At 45.3% G+C, this 19,461-nt stretch carries 15 protein-coding genes; 7 read left to right on the top strand and 8 right to left on the bottom strand.

Features of this window, described 5'->3' with window-relative positions; all coding sequences use genetic code 11:
• Position 1: 1 nt before the first annotated feature.
• From leuS to C3Y98_RS00330, 6 genes are all read right to left on the bottom strand, one after another.
• Complete coding sequence (gene leuS, locus C3Y98_RS00355; protein WP_135276154.1) at positions 2–2,443, bottom strand: leucine--tRNA ligase; 2,442 nt, start codon at positions 2,441–2,443, stop codon at positions 2–4.
• Between the two features lie 376 nt (positions 2,444–2,819).
• Complete coding sequence (gene adk / locus C3Y98_RS00350; protein ID WP_135276153.1) at positions 2,820–3,473, bottom strand: adenylate kinase; 654 nt, start codon at positions 3,471–3,473, stop codon at positions 2,820–2,822.
• Between the two features lie 79 nt (positions 3,474–3,552).
• The gene (gene rsmA / locus C3Y98_RS00345; RefSeq protein WP_135276152.1) at positions 3,553–4,326 is read right to left on the bottom strand and encodes a 16S rRNA (adenine(1518)-N(6)/adenine(1519)-N(6))-dimethyltransferase RsmA; all 774 of its coding nucleotides are present in this window, start codon (positions 4,324–4,326) and stop codon (positions 3,553–3,555) included.
• Between the two features lie 36 nt (positions 4,327–4,362).
• Entirely contained in the window at positions 4,363–5,379 is a 1,017-nt protein-coding gene (gene pdxA / locus C3Y98_RS00340; protein WP_135276151.1) for a 4-hydroxythreonine-4-phosphate dehydrogenase PdxA, read from the bottom strand.
• Positions 5,380–5,413: 34 nt separating this feature from the next.
• Positions 5,414–6,715 (bottom strand): peptidylprolyl isomerase, encoded by a 1,302-nt coding sequence (locus tag C3Y98_RS00335; RefSeq protein WP_209308713.1) that lies wholly within the window; start codon positions 6,713–6,715, stop codon positions 5,414–5,416.
• A 2-nt stretch (positions 6,716–6,717) separates the two neighbouring features.
• Positions 6,718–9,108 carry an LPS-assembly protein LptD gene (locus C3Y98_RS00330; RefSeq protein WP_135276150.1) on the bottom strand — a complete coding sequence of 797 codons (2,391 nt, stop codon included), beginning with the start codon at positions 9,106–9,108 and terminating at the stop codon, positions 6,718–6,720.
• A 292-nt stretch (positions 9,109–9,400) separates the two neighbouring features.
• Here C3Y98_RS00330 and C3Y98_RS00325 point away from each other — a divergent pair, with 292 nt between their 5' ends.
• The 6 genes from C3Y98_RS00325 to C3Y98_RS00300 all read left to right on the top strand — a co-directional run bounded on the left by C3Y98_RS00325 (position 9,401) and on the right by C3Y98_RS00300 (position 15,700).
• Positions 9,401–10,426, top strand: coding sequence for an aminoglycoside phosphotransferase family protein (locus tag C3Y98_RS00325; protein ID WP_135276149.1), 1,026 nt, complete (start codon positions 9,401–9,403; stop codon positions 10,424–10,426).
• A 65-nt stretch (positions 10,427–10,491) separates the two neighbouring features.
• The gene (murU, locus tag C3Y98_RS00320; RefSeq protein ID WP_209308716.1) at positions 10,492–11,151 is read left to right on the top strand and encodes an N-acetylmuramate alpha-1-phosphate uridylyltransferase MurU; all 660 of its coding nucleotides are present in this window, start codon (positions 10,492–10,494) and stop codon (positions 11,149–11,151) included.
• Between the two features lie 24 nt (positions 11,152–11,175).
• Positions 11,176–12,480, top strand: coding sequence for an aminopeptidase P N-terminal domain-containing protein (locus C3Y98_RS00315; RefSeq protein WP_135276147.1), 1,305 nt, complete (start codon positions 11,176–11,178; stop codon positions 12,478–12,480).
• 6 nt (positions 12,481–12,486) lie between these two features.
• Positions 12,487–13,650 carry an FAD-dependent monooxygenase gene (locus C3Y98_RS00310; protein ID WP_135276146.1) on the top strand — a complete coding sequence of 388 codons (1,164 nt, stop codon included), beginning with the start codon at positions 12,487–12,489 and terminating at the stop codon, positions 13,648–13,650.
• Entirely contained in the window at positions 13,647–14,843 is a 1,197-nt protein-coding gene (locus C3Y98_RS00305) for an FAD-dependent oxidoreductase (RefSeq protein WP_135276145.1), read from the top strand. Before C3Y98_RS00310 ends, C3Y98_RS00305 begins: the two co-directional genes overlap by 4 nt.
• A 137-nt stretch (positions 14,844–14,980) precedes the next feature.
• Complete coding sequence (locus C3Y98_RS00300) at positions 14,981–15,700, top strand: DsbC family protein (protein ID WP_135276144.1); 720 nt, start codon at positions 14,981–14,983, stop codon at positions 15,698–15,700.
• A gap of 54 nt (positions 15,701–15,754) precedes the next feature.
• On the opposite strand, the gene C3Y98_RS00295 is transcribed toward C3Y98_RS00300, so the two are convergent.
• Entirely contained in the window at positions 15,755–16,975 is a 1,221-nt protein-coding gene (locus C3Y98_RS00295; RefSeq protein WP_135276143.1) for a type II secretion system F family protein, read from the bottom strand.
• A gap of 100 nt (positions 16,976–17,075) precedes the next feature.
• Complete coding sequence (gene pilB, locus C3Y98_RS00290) at positions 17,076–18,800, bottom strand: type IV-A pilus assembly ATPase PilB (RefSeq protein ID WP_135276142.1); 1,725 nt, start codon at positions 18,798–18,800, stop codon at positions 17,076–17,078.
• 352 nt (positions 18,801–19,152) lie between these two features.
• Between pilB and C3Y98_RS00285 the strand changes: the two genes are divergently transcribed.
• A complete protein-coding gene (locus C3Y98_RS00285) occupies positions 19,153–19,356 on the top strand; it encodes a cold-shock protein (RefSeq protein WP_015831543.1) in 204 nt (67 codons plus the stop codon).
• The last annotated feature ends 105 nt before the right edge of the window (positions 19,357–19,461 follow it).

Below are 19,461 nucleotides of genomic sequence, written 5' to 3'. Positions count from 1 at the left end.
TTTACCCCACAACAACGTTAATGAGTTTATTTGGCACTACAATCACCTTACGTACGCTCATATTTTCTTCAATGAATTTCTGTACGCAAGGTTGTGCCAAGGCGAGTGCTTCCAACGCTTCTTTGCTTTCGGTTTTGGCCGCGGTGATGCTGCCGCGCAATTTACCGTTCACTTGTATCATATATTCGATGCTGTCTTGTACCATTGCTGATGCGTCGGCAGCTGGCCAGCCCGCATCTAAGATATGGCTATTCGGGCAAAGTTCAGCCCATAGTGCCTGACAAATATGCGGAACGATCGGGGATAGCAATAGCGCAACATTTTGCAGCACTTCCTGCCTTACTTGGCGTGATAGTTCATCAGTGCCTTCCACTTTGGCTAAGCTGTTCATTAACTCCATCACTGATGAAATGGCGGTGTTAAAGCTATGGCGACGGCCATAGTCATCCGCAACTTTTTCAATGGTGAGGTGCAATTGGCGACGCAATGTTTTAAGTTCTGCGTTTAACTCGCCTGATGTATAAGCTGCAGTTGCGCCAAGCTCTATATGGTCGTAGGTGGCTTGCCATAGTCTGCGTAAAAAGCGATGTGCGCCTTGAACGCCACTGTCAGCCCATTCCAGACTTTGCTCTGGCGGTGCTGCAAACATCATAAACAAGCGCGCGGTATCTGCGCCATAGGTGTCAATCAACTCTTGCGGATCTACCGTGTTGCCTTTGGATTTACTCATTTTGGTGCCTTCTTTCAGCACCATGCCTTGTGTGAGCAAGTTAGTAAACGGCTCATCATTTTTAATCAGCCCAACATCACGCATGAGCTTGTTAAAGAAGCGTGCGTATAACAAGTGAAGAATTGCATGTTCAATACCGCCTACATATTGGTCAACTGGTAACCAGTAGTTAGCGCGCTCATCCGCCATCGCATTGTTGCTATCAAAGCTAGCGTAACGTGCAAAATACCAGGATGACTCAAAAAATGTATCTAAAGTATCTGTCTCGCGTGTGGCTTTGCCATGGCAAGTTGGGCAGGTGGTTTCGTAGAAGCTCGGGTCTTTTTTAATTGGTGAGCCGACGCCATCCATCACTACATTTTCAGGTAACACCACTGGCAATTGTTCGGCAGGGACAGGTACCTCGCCACAGTTTGCACAGTGCACAATTGGAATTGGGCAACCCCAGTAGCGTTGGCGGGAAACGCCCCAGTCGCGTAAACGATATTGGGTACGGCGTTTACCTAGATTTTTAGCTGACAACGCAGCAGCAATAGCAGCGCTTGCGCCGTCAAAGTCTAAGCCATTAAATTCTGCTGAATCAAATAAAATGCCATGTTCTGTCATCGGCAATGTATCGATGTCGCTATGTTTAATCACAGCTTTAACTGGTAAATTGTATTTACCAGCAAACTCAAAGTCACGCTCATCATGCGCAGGGACTGCCATCACCGCGCCTTCGCCATAGCTCGCCAGCACATAGTTCGCCACCCAAACTGGTAATTGCTCGCCGTTTAGTGGATGGGTAACAAACAATCCTGTTGCCATGCCTTTTTTCTCGGCGGTTGCAATGTCTGCCTCGGCCACACTGCCGCGTTTACACTCTGCAATAAAGTCAGCCAGTGCTGGGTTGTTTTGTGCAGCTTGCGTTGCCAGTGCATGTTCTGCGGCAACTGCCACATAAGTTGCGCCCATTAAGGTGTCTGGGCGAGTGGTGTACACCTTGAGGTTGCCATCTTGGTCAACGATAGGGAATTCCACTTCACAGCCGTAACTTTTGCCTATCCAGTTACGTTGCATAGTTTTTACTTGCTCTGGCCAGCCATCAAGTTTATCTAAATCATTTAACAACTCTTCGGCATATGCCGTGATTTTCATGAAGTATTGCGGAATGTCGCGTTTTTCTACTAACGCGCCGCTACGCCAGCCGCGGCCATCAATCACTTGTTCGTTGGCTAATACGGTACCATCAACAGGGTCCCAGTTAACCGTTGAGGTTTTTTTATAGATCAACCCCTTTTTGAATAGTTCTGTGAATAACCATTGCTCCCATTTGTAATACTCTGGTTTGCAGGTTGCAATTTCACGGTTCCAGTCCACGCCCAAACCGAGCTGTTTGAGCTGGGCTTTCATGTGTTCAATGTTGCTGTAAGTCCATGCGGCTGGTGCAGTCTCATTTTTAATTGCAGCGTTCTCGGCAGGTAGGCCAAACGCATCCCAACCCATAGGTTGCATCACGTTAAAGCCTTTCATTTTATGAAAGCGGCTTAACACATCGCCAATCGTGTAGTTACGTACATGCCCCATATGCAGACGACCGCTTGGGTATGGAAACATCGACAAGCAATAGTATTTTGGTTTGTCTGACTGTTCAGTCGCAGCAAATGTTTGGTTTGCCTCCCAGTAAGTTTGTGCTGATTGTTCGATGTCTTTGAATGGATATTGCTGGTGCATGTGAGTAGCTTAAGAGTTAATTTTTAGATTCCAGAATTATACCTTGTAGGGTATGAATTAGCGAAGCGCCAAGTGTTTATCTAAATAAGCTCTGATATGCAATCAATTGCATGTGGCTACTGCTGGATGATTTGTGTGCTTGATTTACTCAGCCCATGAGGCTACAGGTTTTTGCTCATCCATTAGTGAGTCTATGTTCAATTTTGGGCAAGCAGTAGTGTGAGGTTGTCTTGCAGTTACTACTTATGGAGGTTGCCGGATGGCGGGATGCTTTGTTTACTTATCTGAATTAAAGTACTTAATCCCCTTCTGTTGCACATTAAGGCTGTGCCATGCAGCGCGACAGTAGGGGATATTGGTTTTGGTTAGCTTGTGATTATTTCAATGCTGCAAAAATATTATCGCGAATCACATTCATGTCGCCCAAGCCATTTACAAATACGTGTTTAGGTGCGCCAGCTGTGCCGCTATTTGCCCAGTCTGAGTAGTATTTTACTAGAGGCTTGGTTTGGCTGTGATAAACGTCTAAACGTGTTTTCACAGTTTCTGCCACATCATCTGGGCGTTGTACCAAGTCTTCGCCGGTAACGTCATCTTTACCTTCTACTTTTGGTGGATTGAATTTAACGTGGTAGGTACGGCCGCTGGCTGGGTGGCTGCGACGGCCACTCATACGCTCAATAATTGCCTCGTCAGGTACGTCAATTTCTACGACGTAATCAATCCCTACGCCAGCGTTTTTCATTGCTTCTGCTTGTGGAATGGTGCGTGGAAAGCCATCGAATAAAAAGCCATTAGCACAATCTGCTTCTTTAATGCGCTCGCTTACTAGGCCGATAATCACAGCGTCAGGTACCAAACCACCGCTATCCATAAATGCTTTGGCTTCTAGGCCAAGTGGTGTGCCAGCTTTTACTGCAGCACGTAGCATATCGCCTGTAGAGATTTGCGGGATATTAAATTTTTCACGTAAGTGAGTGGCTTGTGTGCCTTTGCCTGCACCTGGAGCGCCTAAAAGAATGATTCGCATGGGTTGGAAGTCCTTAATAGTAAATTTGAAGGTGGATTTTATCTTAAAACGGTGTTTGCCACAGCATGCGCTGAGGACTTTAAGTGTTTTGGCTCAGATAGTTGCTGATTCTCACAAAGTCAGCCACGCTCAGATTTTCGGCGCGCAACTGTGAGTCTAGGTCTAAAGCCTTAAATCCGTCATCATCCAGTAGACCTTTGAGCGTGTTGCGTAGGGTTTTTCTGCGCTGCCCAAATGCTGCGGTGACCACCTGTGCAAATAAAGCTTCATCATTTGCAGGATAGGGTAGCGCTGCATGCGGTACGCAGCGCACAAATGCGGACTCGACTTTAGGTGCTGGGTCAAAAGCCTCTGGCGGTACGGTAAAGAGGTATTCCATTTGTAAGCGATATTGCAGCATCACGCTCAGTCGTCCATAAGCCGCGGTAGATGGCGATGCCACCATGCGTTCCACCACTTCTTTTTGCAGCATAAAGTGCATGTCGATAATTGAGGCGACATTGTCCAGTAAATGAAACAGAATTGGCGTGGAAATGTTATATGGCAAGTTACCAACGACTCTGATGGCACTGCCTAAACTTGAAAAATCAAACTTGAGCGCATCAGAGTTATGGATGGTGATTTTGTTGTTTACATAGGTTTTTTCCATCCAGGCAATGATGTCACGGTCAACCTCTACTACATGTAACATAGCCAATTGTTGCATTAACGGTTGTGTAAGCGCGCCTAAGCCTGGGCCAATCTCCACCATGAGGTCGTTGGCCTTGGGTGAAATAGCATCCACCAAGCTGGAAATAACGCCTTGGTCAGTGAGAAAATTTTGGCCGAAGCGCTTTTTTGCAATGTGTTTCATGGCGTTAATCAATAATGGGTAAAAGCATGTGAGTGGTTACACAGCACTGGATGGTTTGTTTTTAGTAAGCTGAATCGCGAGTTCAATGGCGGCGAGTAAGCTGCCAATTTCAATCTTGCCGGTGCCTGCCAGATCTAGCGCTGTGCCATGGTCAACTGAGGTGCGGATAATCGGCAAGCCTAAAGTGACATTCACGCCCTCCCCAAAACTTGCATGTTTGAGTACAGGTAAACCTTGGTCATGATACATGGCCAATACGGCATCTGCATGTTTCAAATGATGTTTTGCAAACAAAGTATCGGCAGGCAACGCGCCAATCAGATTCATGCCTTCGGTGCGCAGTTTAGCTAAGACCGGGTTAATCACGTCTATTTCTTCGCGGCCTAAATAACCGTCTTCCCCAGCATGTGGATTAAGGCCAGCCACTAAGATGCGCGGGTGCTGAATGCCAAACTTGTTAACCAAGTCATGATGCAGAATGCGAATGGTGGTTTCCAGGCTGGTTTTTTGAATGGCTTGTGGTACGTCTTTTAAGGCTAAATGCGTAGTTGCCAGCGCAACGCGCATGCTGTTTGCCTGATGGCCTGAAACTAGCATCATCACTACTTGTGCTGTGTGGGTTAGCTCGGCTAAAAATTCGGTATGGCCACTGAAGGCAATGCCTGCGTCGTTGATGATGCCTTTATGCACTGGTGCGGTGACCATGGCATCAAACTCTGATTTGACGCATCCAATTGCAGCGGTTCTTAAGGTTTCCAGCACATAAGCGCTATTGTCTGCATTTAACTGGCTGGCAATCACAGGTTGACTAACGGCTTGGTTAAGTACCGTGAGAGAGCCGTTGCCCAGATGCTGCTGCCGCATGTTTGCATCATAAGCCACGGTGTTGAGTGGTATCCCAAGTGCTTTGGCGCGAGTTTGTAGCATCTCGGTATCGGCAATGATCACCAACTGGGCGTCAAGTGGCTGCGCTGCCAGCATGATGCATAAATCAGGGCCGATGCCAGCAGGTTCACCTGCGGTTACAACAATACAAGGTAATGGTTTTGTCACTGTGATAGTTTCGTGATGATAGCGTTAAGCGCTATTAAAATTTGTCTTCAAGCCTTAGCTCTACGAAAGCGCGGTCACGCAGTTCACGAATCCAGTCTTGATAAGCTTCATCCGCTTTTCTTGCGCGAATTTCCTGACGTGCTTTTAAGCGAGCGGCCTCTTTGCTCATGTCTTGCTTTTTGCGTTCAAGCACTTGTATCACATGCCAGCCAAAGGGGCTGAGCACAGGTTCGCTGATTTCATTAGGCTGCAGGTTATTCATGGCTTTTTCGAATTGAGGCACTGTGTCGCCCGGATTTACCCAGCCTAAGTCGCCGCCATTAGATGCTGTGCCATCTTCAGAGAACTGGCGTGCTAGCACTTCAAATTTCTCGCCATTATCTAAGCGCTCTTTAATGCCATCCATTTTCTGTTTGGCATCTTTTTCAGACATGACTTCAGAGAGCTTAATCAAAATATGGCGTGCGTGTGTTTGCTCGATAATGAGCGGAGAACTGCCGCCACGCTTATCGGTTAGCTTTAGGATGTGAAAGCCGTTAGGGCTACGCAATGCGGCCGAAACCTCGCCTTTTTGCATGGCTTTTAATGCATCAAGAAACAGTGCTGGCATTTGAGCACTTTGCTTCCAGCCGATGTTGCCGCCCTCTAAGGCGTTGGGTGCATCGGAAAAGCTCGCAGACACTTTTGCAAAGCTTGTGCCTGATGCCAACGCGCTAAGTATTTCGTCTACTTTTGCTTTAGCTTTTTGTACATCTTCGGTTGCGGCATCTTCCGGCACGCGAATCAGAATATGAGAGATTTCATATTCATCTTGATTTTGATTAGTTGACGCTTGCGTGGTTAAGTAATTGTCGATTTCAGATTCGCTGACATTAACGCGGCTTTCTACTTCGCGCTCACGCAGTCTGGCGATGATGATTTCGTTACGAATGTCCGATCTAAACTTGCGCACGCTAATACCGTCTTGATTGAGTGCATCGTAGAACTCTCTCACGGTCAATTTATTTTGTTCGGCAATGCGCTCAAGGGTCTTGTCGAGCTGGGTGTCATCCACTTTGATGCCAGTTTGTGCCGCGTACTGTAGCTGCAATGCGTCAGAAATCAAACGCTCTAGGATTTGTTTTCTTAAAATGCTTGCTTCGGGTAGTTCTGTGCCTTGTTTTTTTAACTGTGCACTGAGCGATACGATGCGGCTTTCCAGTTCCTGTTCGGTAATCACCGTTTGGTCAACGATTGCCACGATGCGATCCATTTTAGTTACATCCGCAGCCTGTGTGCTGAGTTGACTAAAACTTAAGGCAATAAAGAGTGAGATTTTACTAAGGTTACGCAACATAATTACTCGTAATATGATGGTTGAGGATTGTCCGGAATGAAGTTAGAGCTTACATAACCCGGAACGTTTCGTTTAATCACTGCTAATGGGTTTGCGCCAATCGAAGCAAGCCCGCCGAGTTCAAGTTGGAAGAAGAATGCGTAGTTCGCATCTGCAGTGGCCGTGGTCACCCGTTGCATTACGCCGCGTGCTTGCCAGCATCCTGCATCATACTCTAAACCCGCAAGTGTTTCGATGATGTTCTTCTCGCGCATAGAGTAGTTCATCCGCCCAACCCCATACCAACCTTTGCCTATCGGCCATTGGCTGGAAATATTGAATTGATCCAATAAGTCTTGTCTGTAGCTATAGCTTAGGTTTAACACTTTACCTGGCTCAGGATTATAGCGACTGGTAATGGTAGTTCTCACCGCGGTTGAATCGTCGGTGTTGTATTGCCAGAACGCATCCACCTGCCAGCTGTTTTTAAGTTGGCCGGTAATGCCTGCAATCACGTCTGAGCTGTTATTTTTGCGGAATGTAGACAGATTGCTATAGTCCAGAGCAACTTCTTGATCGGCAAAGTAGTAGCGTTGACCTATCGATGCAGATAGGCGCTGTGTGCCAGTGCTGCTTTCAATAAAGCGCGTGGTGAGCGCAAAGCTGAGCTGATTTGCATTGTTAATGCGGTCATTACCAGTAAATTGGTTCTCCATAAACAACGTGGCGAAGTTTAAGTCAGTAACGCTACTGTCAAACACAGGGATTTTTGCCTGATTGCGGTCGGGGATGTAGACGTAGAATAGTCTAGGCTCAATCGTCTGTGAATAACCTCTATTGGCAATTTTAAAGTCACGGTCAAAATATAGGCCGCTGTCTAAGCTAAATATTGGCAGCGTTCTATGTAGTGATTCCTGATCTGCTGCCACATTATTTAAATTGTAGCTGGTGTAATGCACACCTAGTTTCGGTGTGATATAGCCATATGGCCTGCTCATTGGCAGGGTGATGCTTGGGTAGGCCGTGAAGCGTGTACCTGTCGGGCGAGCGGTGCTGTTATTGTTGTTATCAAAAGCGACGAGCTGTGTGTATAAGTTTAAATTAACATCGCCATAAGTTTTGCCGCCTGATAAGGTCATTTGTGGCAGGCGCTCGTATGGGAATGAGACGTTATCTAAGGTTTGAAATTTTTGCGCAATTGCATTAAAACTCCAGTTCTCATCCGCGTAATCCACATTGAGTTGTTGTGGCAGATTGATACGGCTGGTGGTGACAATACGAGTGGATAGCTCTGAGAAATACTGGCTATCAGATACTTTTTCTAGGCTGTAGCCTGCTGACCAGCCATTACCAAATCGATGTTGATGTTTTAGATTAGCAAAGTAGCGGGTTTCATTAGTCAGGGTGTCGCTAGGTAAGTACTCTATGTTGTCCGTACCGGAGAAATTTTCTTCCATGTACCGGAACTCGCCTTGCAACTGCACGCCGCGTTTACTTAACGCGCGCAGACCCAGTGTTGCATCCTTGTTGGGAGCAATATTCCAATAGAACGGTGTTAGTACCTCAAAACCGCTGCGGCTTGTCGTGCCCATTGTTGGCGCGAGCAGGCCAGTTTTACGCTGGTTATTAAATGAAAACTCAATCCAAGGGGTGTATAGCAATGGTACACCTTTAAATTCGACACGGGCATTAGTGGCGGTGCCTGAGCTGGTGTAGTCGTCTAGCTTGATTTCACTGGCTTTGATGTACCAGTCATCTACGCCCACCTCGCAGGTGGTATAGCGCGCGCCGGTCAGGCGTTTTTTATCTTCACCTTCAAAATAGATGTGCTCTGCATTGCCACGCACCGTGGAAGGCTTGGATGATAACTGCATTTCACCGTATCTATTGGTTTCCATGCGGTCATTGAGGTGCGAGCTGGCGCGGTTTTGATAGCGCAGTTGTTCGTTTTGCTGATTACCAATATCATTGGTAAAGACCAGTGCGTCATCATCTTGCGAGCCTGATTTGCTAGCGCTCTTATGCATGATGATTGATGCGTCCCGCATCTCGCCTATGCTTTCCGAAAGACGCATGCGTAATTCAGGACCGGATAACTTTGCATCTCCGACCTCAACTCTGGCGTTGCCTGTAACATGGAGCTCATCATTTTGTACGTTGTACTCAATGATGTCGCCATAAGCGGTTTGCTTACCTCGGTGAATTTCAGCATTGCCAATAGCGCGCATTTTTCTATCAAGATGCAGCTCAAGTTTATCGCCATCAATAATGATGCCGTCATTTGTCTCTTGCTCGCTATTGGGTAACTGCTCTACTGGAATGCTTTCGGGCGGCGTATTTTCGTTTGCGTGCGATTGCGGCGCGTATGCCAATACAATAGGTGTGATGGCAGCTAAAAAGCGACTTTTTAGCATGCGCGTACCATCAGAAGCTGCACAGGGTTGAGCGGTGAAATTAAAAGCACGGGTATATAGGCAAACTGTTTTATTTTATCAATGTTAAAATCTCACATATTGTATTTTTTGGCAATCAGAAATTGACATTGCCGTAGCAGTAAACAACGTAGAGATTTACATCTTTGTCGTTAATCTGCATGCTTAGGCTAACAATGCTAAGGTGAAATTAAAAGCAAATTATACTTGTATAGCAGCGTTAACGATACATGGTTTCAGATATATCAACATTTAAAATGTTAGAAAGATAGACGTGGATAAGGGTCAGCAAGATTTAAGGCAAGAGCAGTTAACAGCATGGTTAGCACTAGTGTTACAGCATAATGAATTTAGGTTAACTACGGCCTCGGCAGATGCCAGCTTCAGGCGTTATTTTAGAGTGCACTTAAACGGCCAGGATGGTAAATCAGAGACGCTAATTGCGATGGATGCACCACCGCCCCAAGAAAACTGCGAGCCATTTGTGCGAATTGCGGCTTTGTTTGGCGATGCGGGCATGCATGTACCTAAAGTGCTAGCGCAAGAGTTAGCCCAAGGTTTTTTATTGCTGAGTGATTTGGGCGATGTGACTTATTTAAGCATGCTTAACCAAACCAGTGCGCCAAGTTTGTATCATGATGCCAATACTGCGCTTATTAAGTTACAGCTGTCGAGTAAGCCGGATGTGCTACCTGATTATGATGCAGCATTACTTACCCGCGAGATGCAGTTTTTTCCAGACTGGTACATCAATAAGCACCTGAATGTGACTTTGGATGAAAAGCAGCAGGCTGTTTTGCAGCAAACGTTTGACGTGTTAAACCGCAATATTCTGGCACAGGGTAAGGTGTATGTGCACCGAGATTACCATGCGCGTAATTTGATGGTTTGTGAAGACAACCCCGGTGTTTTAGATTTTCAAGATGCGGTTTATGGCCCCATTACCTATGATTTGGTGTCTTTATTAAAAGATGCTTATATCGGCTGGGAAGAAGAGCAGATTATCGATTGGTGTGTACGTTACTGGCAGGCGGCGCGTAAAGTAGATTTGCCAGTACCAGACGATTTTAGCGAGTTCTATCGTGACTTTGAGTATATGGGTGCACAGCGCCATATCAAGGTGCTAGGTATTTTTGCAAGGCTGTACCATCGTGATGGTAAAGATGGCTATTTAAAAGATATGCCGCTAGTGATGACTTACCTACGTAAAGTATGTGATCGCTATATCGAACTTAAACCATTGTTGCGTTTGCTGGATAGCTTAGAGGGTACTAAACCGCAGGTTGGCTACACTTTCTAGTCTGTGTTAATTATAGGCACCATAATAATAAAGAGTTTTTGATAAAGGGTGATGATTTGAAAGCAATGATATTGGCGGCGGGACGTGGCGAGCGCATGCGCCCACTGACTGACCATACCCCTAAACCATTATTACCCATCGCAGGTAAACCTCTGATTGTTTGGCACTTGGAGCGCTTGGCCCAGGCAGGTTTTAAAGAAGTGGTGATTAATCATGCGCATCTGGGCGATATGATTGAAGCTGCCTTGCAAGATGGCGCGCAATGGGGGCTGCGCATTCAATATTCTCCAGAGGCGGTAGCTTTAGAAACGGCTGGCGGTATTGCCAATGCGCTAGATTTGTTGGGAAACAGCCCATTTTTGGTAGTAAATGGCGATGTATTTACAGATATCTCGTTTGCCGACCTTAAGTTGAGCCCAGATAATTTGGCACATTTGCTGCTGATTGATAACCCGCCTCAGCATATGCAAGGCGATTTTGCATTTGCAGATAAGAAAATTAAATTAGAAGGCGAGCCTAAGCTTACATTTTCGGGGGTGGGGGTGTATCACCCAGCCTTATTTGCGGGCATTAAACGCGGTGAACCGGCAAAGCTTGCGCCGCTGTTAAAGCAGGCGATTACTGAAGGAAAGGTAAGCGCTGAGCACTTTAAGGGTATCTGGCACGATATTGGTACACCAGAACGTTTAATGGCACTAAATCAACAGTTACTTGGTCACAGTTGAAAGTAAAAAAGAAATCAATTGCATATGTTTAATTTAAATGAATTTAAGACACGTCGCCAACAGCTGCTGCAAACCATGGGCGATGGTGTCGCCATTATTCCAACCTCGCCAGAGCTGATCCGCAATCGAGATAGTTATTATCCGTATCGCTTTGATAGTTACTTCTATTACCTAACTGGGTTTAAAGAGCCTGAGGCTTTGTTGGTGTTGATCGCTGGCGAAGACCCTAGAAGTATCCTGTTTTGTCGTGACAAAGATATAGAACGTGAAATTTGGGATGGTTTCCGATATGGAGCTGACGCTGCAAAACAGACGTTTGGCTTTGATCAGGCATATAGCTTTGATGCCCTAGATGAATTAATGCCTAAATTAATGACTAATCAATCCAAGCTATTTTATAGCTTAGGCGCAGACAGTGCATGGGATGTGCGAGTAACGACTTGGTTAAATCAAGTTAAAACGCAAACCAGAAGCGGTGCAAGTGCGCCAGACGAGGTGGTGGACGTACGCAAGTTGATTGATGAAATGCGGTTGTATAAAACCAGTTATGAGTTGGATCTTATGCAGAAATCTGCCGGCATCGCTGCACGTGCCCACGCACGTGCGATGCGTTATGTGCGTGCTGGTCAAATGGAGTATGAATTAGAGGCTGAGTTCCTGCATGAGTTTTATCGCTCCGGCGCACAGGCACCAGCTTACACCAGCATTGTGGCAGGCGGTGCCAATGCCTGCACCTTACATTACAACGCGAATAACTGCCTATTGAAAGAGGGTGACCTGCTATTGATTGATGCGGGTTGTGAGTTGGATGGCTATGCGTCAGACATTACACGTACCTTTCCCGTTAGCGGTAAATTTAGCGCAGCACAGCGCGATATCTATGAACTGGTGCTGGCGGCACAAGCTGCAGCGATTGCCCAGGTTAACCCGGGCAATCATTGGAACTCACCGCATGAGGCGGCTTTGGATGTGTTAGTGCAAGGGTTGATTGATTTAAAACTTTGCCAAGGCACTAAAGACGCAGTGTTGGAAAGTGGTAGCTATCGCCAGTTTTATATGCACCGTACTGGCCATTGGCTTGGGCTGGATGTGCATGATGCCGGAGAGTATAAAGATAAGGCGGGCGATTGGCGTAAGCTGGAGTCTGGCATGACGCTGACAGTAGAGCCTGGCTGCTATATTCGGCCCGCTGATAATGTGCCAGAGCATTTCTGGAATATTGGCATCCGCATAGAAGATGACGTGCTGGTGACTGATAGTGGTTGCGATATCATGACTATCGATGCGCCCAAGACTATTGCCGATATTGAAGCAACGATGCGTGGTTAATGTGTGATGTTAAATGTAGATAATATTGTGATAGTTGGCGGCGGCCCAGTGGGGATGGTGTTGGCGCTGCTGTTGGCGAAGCAACATGTTGCAAGCACGTTGCTTGAGGCGCGTAAACTGGGTGCTGCCAATCAGGATACGCGCGCACTCGCATTGTCTTATGGCACGCGCCGTATTCTTGAAAAGCTGGGCGTTTGGCAGCGTCTGTCGCCACATGCGACGGCGATTAATACGATTCATGTGTCGCAAAAAGGCAGCTTAGGACGTAGCGTTTTGCGAGCTCAGGATTATGAGCAAGAAGCCTTGGGTTATGTGTTGTCCTACGGGGCTTTGTGTACAGAGTTGAATGCAGAACTGCAGCGATTGCCGATAGTAGCGATGATAGACCAAGCGCAGGCGGATGCGATTAGCTACGATGCTAATCAAGCCACTATCCGCTATACGCGCTTAGATGAGCGTCTACAGTTAAGCTGTGCATTGGCGGTGTTGGCAGATGGTGGGCGCAGCATGGAAGAAGCGGCTGGTTTGAAGCGTGAAACCAAAGAGTATGGCCATGATGCGCTGATTACTAAAGTAACTGCAGAGTTAGCACATGGCAATATTGCATATGAACGATTCACTACAGATGGCCCTATGGCGCTGCTGCCGAATGGTACACGTGATTTTTCCTTGGTGTGGACTGGTAAAAAAGAACTGATTGCACCATTGTTGACGTTAACTGATGCTGAATTTCTTGCGCAGTTCCATGCACAGTTTGGTGATCGTGTCGGTCGTTTCTTAACCGTGGAAAAGCGCATGACATTCCCATTGCGGCTATCACAGTTGCAGGAGATCGATACCCCACATCTGGTTGTGATTGGTAACGCAGCGCAAACCATGCACCCAGTGGCTGGGCAAGGTTTTAATGTAGGTTTACGTGATGCCGAAGTGTTAGCGCAACATATTGTTAACGCGAAGGCTACGTTAGGTAGCTCTGCAATGCTGGCCGCATACCGTGCGAGTCGCAAAACTGACACAAAGAATGGTTTGTTATTTACAGACTTTTTGGTCAATATTTTTTCAAATGATATTTTGGGTTTTGCTAAGTTAAGAAGTGCAGGCTTAGGGCTATTTGATATGGTGGGGCCGGTCAAGCGCCACTTGGTGCGTAAAATGAGTTTTGGTAAATGATGGAGCCGCGCTTAAAAACAGATGTAACGATTGTCGGTGCAGGACTTGTGGGCATGGCTGCTGCCGTTGCGCTAAGCCAGTCCGGCCATGACGTCATCTTGGTGGATAGCCAACCCCCACGAGCGCCAATTGATGCAGATAGTGATTGGGATCAGCGTATTTACGCGATTAGCCCTAAGAATATGCAATGGCTGACTCAGTTAGGTGCATGGCCTTTATTGGATGAGCGACGTGTAACAGAGATGCAGTCCATGCAAATATGGGGCGATGCAACTACCCAGCCGTTAGAGTTGCATGCTGAGGATGTGAATGCCGATTGTCTAGGATTCATTGTAGAAGAGCGCTCGCTAAAAGCAGCACTTTTAAAGTGTATAGAGGCGAGCAATGTACGCATGATTGTGGGGCATCGCTGCTTATCAGTTCGCTCATCACCGCAGTGTGCAGTACTGCAACTGGTAAATCAGCAAGAGATAGAAAGTACTTTGCTACTGGCTGCGGATGGCGCTAATTCATGGGTTAGGCAGCAACTAGGGATGGGGGTACAGCGTAAAGATTATGAACAAATTGCGATAGTGGCTAATTTCATTACAGAACGGACGCATGCAAATGTCGCAAGGCAGTGGTTTACGCAGGATGTAATCGGTAAGAGTGGCGTATTGGCATGGCTGCCATTACCTGAAAATAAAATTTCAATCGTTTGGTCCGTACCCTCTGCGCAGGCAAAAACATTATTACAGTTATCGCCTGAAGCATTTACACACGCAGTTATGTCGGCTGGTGGTGATGCCTTAGGTGCGATGCAGTTGATGGGGCAGCCTGCAAGCTTCCCTCTGGTGCTCAAGCAGGCTATTAAGAGTGTTGTGTCATCGATTGTGCTGATTGGCGATGCTGCACATAGCGTTCACCCTATGGCTGGGCAAGGCGTTAATCTTGGCTTTCGCGATGTGATTGATTTGCTAAACTTATTAGGAGCTAAGCATGTCTATCAACCAATAAACGATGCGGCATTGCTCAAGCAATACGCTAGAATGAGGAAAGCAGACGTACTTAGTATGGTGGCACTTACAAATGGCTTATATCATTTGTTTGAGAGTCCATACTCTATGGTTAAAAATGTACGAAACTGGGGGTTGACCACGGCTAATCAGCAAGCGGTTAAGAAACTGTTAATTGCTAATGCAATTGCACTTTAAAATAGTTTCTATAAAAAAATAGCCACTTAGTGAGTAGTACTTAAATAGAAGTAAAGCGTTTAAATGGAGTCGGATGCTGTCATGACTCTCAGTGGTTCTGTGTAAAACGTTATCCATCATTACTTAAAGGAAATTAGATGTTAAAGAAGTTCGCTAGTATTGCATTGCTAAGTGCGTTTGCAACAGCCGCTGTAGCAGATGAAGCCAGTGTTAAAAAAGCCGTTGAGTCTGCCTATCCTAAATTTAAAGTAGAGAAGGTCACCAAGACGCCTTATGCCGGTTTGTATGAAGTGTTTATGGGTGGGCAGATTATTTACACAGATGAAAAAATGTCATTTTTAATCGCAGAAGGTCGTTTAGTTGATCCAAAAACTAAAAAAGATCTTACAGGAGAGCGCTTAGAAGAGTTGACCAAAATTGACTTCTCAACGCTGCCATTAAATCAGGCGATTAAAGTGGTAAAGGGAAATGGTAGCCGTAAACTTGTTGTATTCTCCGATGTAGATTGTCCTTTCTGCAAACGTTTAGAGCGTAACGAGTTGGTTAATATCACAGATGTCACTATTTATACTTTCTTATACCCCATTGAACAGTTGCATCCAGATGCCGCGAATAAATCAAAACTCATTTGGTGCGCGAAAGATCGTGTGAAAGCATGGGAAGACTGGATTTTAAGAGACCAACTTGCTAGTGCTGCTGGCAGTTGTGATGTGCCGTTGGAAAAAGTAGGGGAGCTTGCTCGGAAAGTGGGAGTTACTAGTACCCCAACCTTAATATTTGCTGATGGTAAACGTATGTTAGGTGCGCAGCCTTATAAGGAAATTGAGCGCATGCTAGCATCTGCAAGTAAGAAATAATTGGCAATAATCTGCTTAATAGGGTGATTGATATCACCCTATTTTTTCTTAAGGTTAACCCACAATTTGACCAAGTTTGAAAATAGGTAAATATAACGCGACGACCAAGCCGCCAATTAATACGCCAAGTACAACCATAATGATAGGCTCCATTAGGCTTGAGAGAGCTTCTACAGCATCGTCAACTTCAGCCTCATAAAAGTCTGCCACCTTACTTAGCATTGAGTCCAATGCGCCAGATTCTTCCCCAATCGCTGTCATCTGCAATACCATGTTAGGGAAAACCTCCGCATTCTGCATGGCAACAGTTAAACTGGTACCCGTACTAATCTCACTCTGAATTTTTTTTGTAGCATCGTAATACACCCGATTCCCAGATGCACCAGCCACTGAGTCTAGAGCTTCAACCAACGGTACACCTGCCGAAAACATTGTTGCCATGGTGCGTGCAAATCTAGCAATGGTTGCTTTGCGGATGAGTTCGCCAAATATAGGTAGTTTTAACATCAATCTATCCATTGTCGCTTGCATAGAGATAGAGCGTTTCCAAGTGTAGAAAAAGAACCATAGCCCAAAGCCAATCGAACCAAAAATTGCCCACCACCATTCTACAAAAGCATCAGATATAGCCATCACAACTAGGGTTGGGCCTGGAAGGTCTGCACCAAAACTAGAAAATAAATCTTTAAATGCAGGCACTACAAAAATCATAATCACAGATGTGATGATAAATGCTACGACTATAATCGAAGTAGGATAAAATAAAGCAGATTTAATTTTTGATTTAATGGCTAGAATCTTTTCTTTATAGGTGGCAAGCCTATCGAGTAAGGTATCCAAAATACCAGCCTGCTCGCCTGCGCCAATTAAATTACAGAATAAGGCATCAAAATACAGCGGATATTTACGGAACGCGGCACTTAAACTGCTACCGGTTTCTACATCAGACTTAATGTCATTCAGTAGTTTGGAGACAGCAGGGTTGCTATGCCCTTTTCCAACAATATCAAAAGATTGCAGTAAAGGAACGCCTGATTTCATCATGGTCGCGAGTTGGCGTGTAAATAGCGTGATGTCTTTATCTGAGACTTTACCAGTATTAGCAAAGCCGCTTTGTTTTTTAATTTTGGTGACAGTAATCCCTTGGCGGCGTAATGTGGCACTGACAAATGATTCGCCAGACGCTTTCATTTCGCCCTTAACAATTTTGCCCTTTTTATCTTTACCTACCCAAGTGTAAATAACTTCTTTTGTGGCCTTAGGATTGGCTGCCATAATCATTCCCTGAGTGATTTATTTTATGATTGTATTGATTAGCGTATTTCAAATTGGATTGCTGTAATTAGTGTACTTTAAGTTGATGTATTTAAAAGCGCTATTCATTGGTGCAAGCCTCTACTTCTTCAATAGAGGTTAAGCCTTGCATCACTTTTAGCACACCAGAGCGACGTAAATCATTAACACCCTCAATTTTGGCTTGGTCTGCAATGTCATGTGCAGTGCCGTTTTTCATGATAATACGGCTAATTGCGTCAGTAATCGGCATTACTTGATAAATGCCAACACGGCCTTTGTAGCCTGCATTGCATAGCTCACATCCTTCAGGATTATGCCCATAAAGTTGCCAACTCTCATTAAAGTCCTCTTCTATAAAGCCCACGTTCAGGAGAGCCTCTTTAGGTACGTTAATAGGAATTTTGCAGTGTTTACACAAGCGTCTTGCCAGGCGCTGTGCTGTGATGAGCGACACTGCAGATGCAATATTGAACGGTGCAACCCCCATGTTGAGTAGTCGAGTCAATGTGGATGGTGCGTCATTGGTATGTAGTGTTGACAATACCATATGGCCAGTAGAAGCGGCTTTGATCGCCATGTCCGCAGTTTCTAGGTCACGAATCTCACCAATCATAATAACATCCGGATCTTGCCGTAAAAATGATTTTAGCGCAGCAGCAAACGTTAGTCCCTGCTTATCGTTAACGTTGACTTGGTTGATCCCGGCCAGAGGAATCTCGCATGGATCTTCTGCCGTCGATATGTTGACATCGGGGCTGTTGAGAATGTTTAGGCATGTATATAGTGATACAGTCTTGCCTGACCCCGTTGGGCCGGTTACCAACACCAGGCCATAAGGGCGGCTTACAGCGTTGAGCAGGCGTTCTTTTTGTATAGGCTCATAACCCAGGGCTTCAATGCCAAGTGTTGCACTGGCTGGGTCGAGAATACGCATTACGATTTTCTCGCCATGAATCAGCGGCAATGTGCTAACACGGAAATCAATGGTGCGAGTTTTAGAGAGTACTAACTTCATGCGGCCATCTTGCGGAATGCGTTTTTCCGAAATGTCCATGCTCGAAATCACCTTAATACGAGAAGCTAGTTTTTCTTTAATCGCTAAAGGAGGCTGATTAATCTCTCGTAACGCACCATCTATACGGTAACGTACACGATAAAATTTCTCATATGGTTCGAAATGCAAGTCAGATGCACCCATATTAATGGCATCCAGCAGCATTTTATTGAGAAAGCGTACGACAGGGGCATCATCAACCTCTGTTTCAACTTGTTCTTCCTCTATGCTATTTGGGTTTTCATCACTAAAGCCAAAATCATCATCATTTCCAACATCCAGTGATTTAAGGCTAGTATCTCTAGCTTGAATAACTTTTTCTATCCAGCGTCCAAGTTTATCGTCCTCCACCACAATAGGCGAAATGTTCATGCCCATCTGAAATTGCACGCTATCTAATGCAAGGATATTGGTGGGGTCGGAAATCGCAACATAAAGTACGTTGTTGCGTGCTTGCAAACCTATCACACGGTTGCTAATTGCAAGTTTGCTGTCAATTTGCTTGGCAGGTAAATAATCCGGGTTGAAAGCATCTAGGTTGAAGTAAGGAAAACCAAACGCTTTTGCTGATGCTTCTGCAATACTTAACGCACTGAGTTTTTTGCTTTGAATTAGCTGTGAAATAAATGAGGCGTTTGCAGATGAGGCTTGAGCTTCAACCGCTCTTGCTTCGTCTTCAGAAAGCAGCTTTTCTTGAATTAATGTTCTAGCTAGACCACTTAGTTTTGTTTGTGAAGTTGCAGTTGCCATATTGATTGTCGTGGTTGAATGAGCTTACAAGCAATTACAGTTAATTAATCCAGACCAATAATGCACTTTACGTTTTTTTTTGTAAAGGCTTTACGTATTTTATGATAAAAAATCAGCACTTTTCTAATCGAGATACGCCAAAATCTTGCAATCTAGTCAGGTTGGTCAATATTAGAGGTGTTTTTGGTCAAAAAACCACTTGACATCTCAGAAAAAGCAACTTATAAATATGCTTAGGTGTTTGAATTCGAGTTTTTTGCAGCCAGCTTTAGTTTTTAGTTACTGCGACTTTAATGTTCTTGAGGCAAACTTTTTGGGGCGCCCCCCTTTGTATTATGTAAGGATGTATGAAATGGCAACAGGTACCGTAAAATGGTTTAATGATTCTAAAGGTTTTGGTTTTATTACACCTGATGATGGTGGTGATGATTTATTCGCACACTTCTCAGCGATTGTAGAATCTGGTTATAAAAGCCTAAAAGAAGGTCAACGTGTAAGTTTTGATTTAACTGAAGGCCCAAAAGGTAAACAAGCTTCGAATATTCAGAAAGCTTAAGTTTTATCTAAAACTACATTTGGGTTAGCCTACATCTGGTCCCCAATACTCAAAAGGCTCTATATGCATTGCTGCATATAGAGCCTTTTTCTACTTATTGCCTGT

The organism is Methylotenera oryzisoli (genome assembly GCF_004661485.1).
Classification (GTDB): domain Bacteria; phylum Pseudomonadota; class Gammaproteobacteria; order Burkholderiales; family Methylophilaceae; genus Methylotenera; species Methylotenera oryzisoli.
Note: the sequence above shows the minus strand (reverse complement) of the source record. Positions and strands in the feature narration are given on the sequence as shown.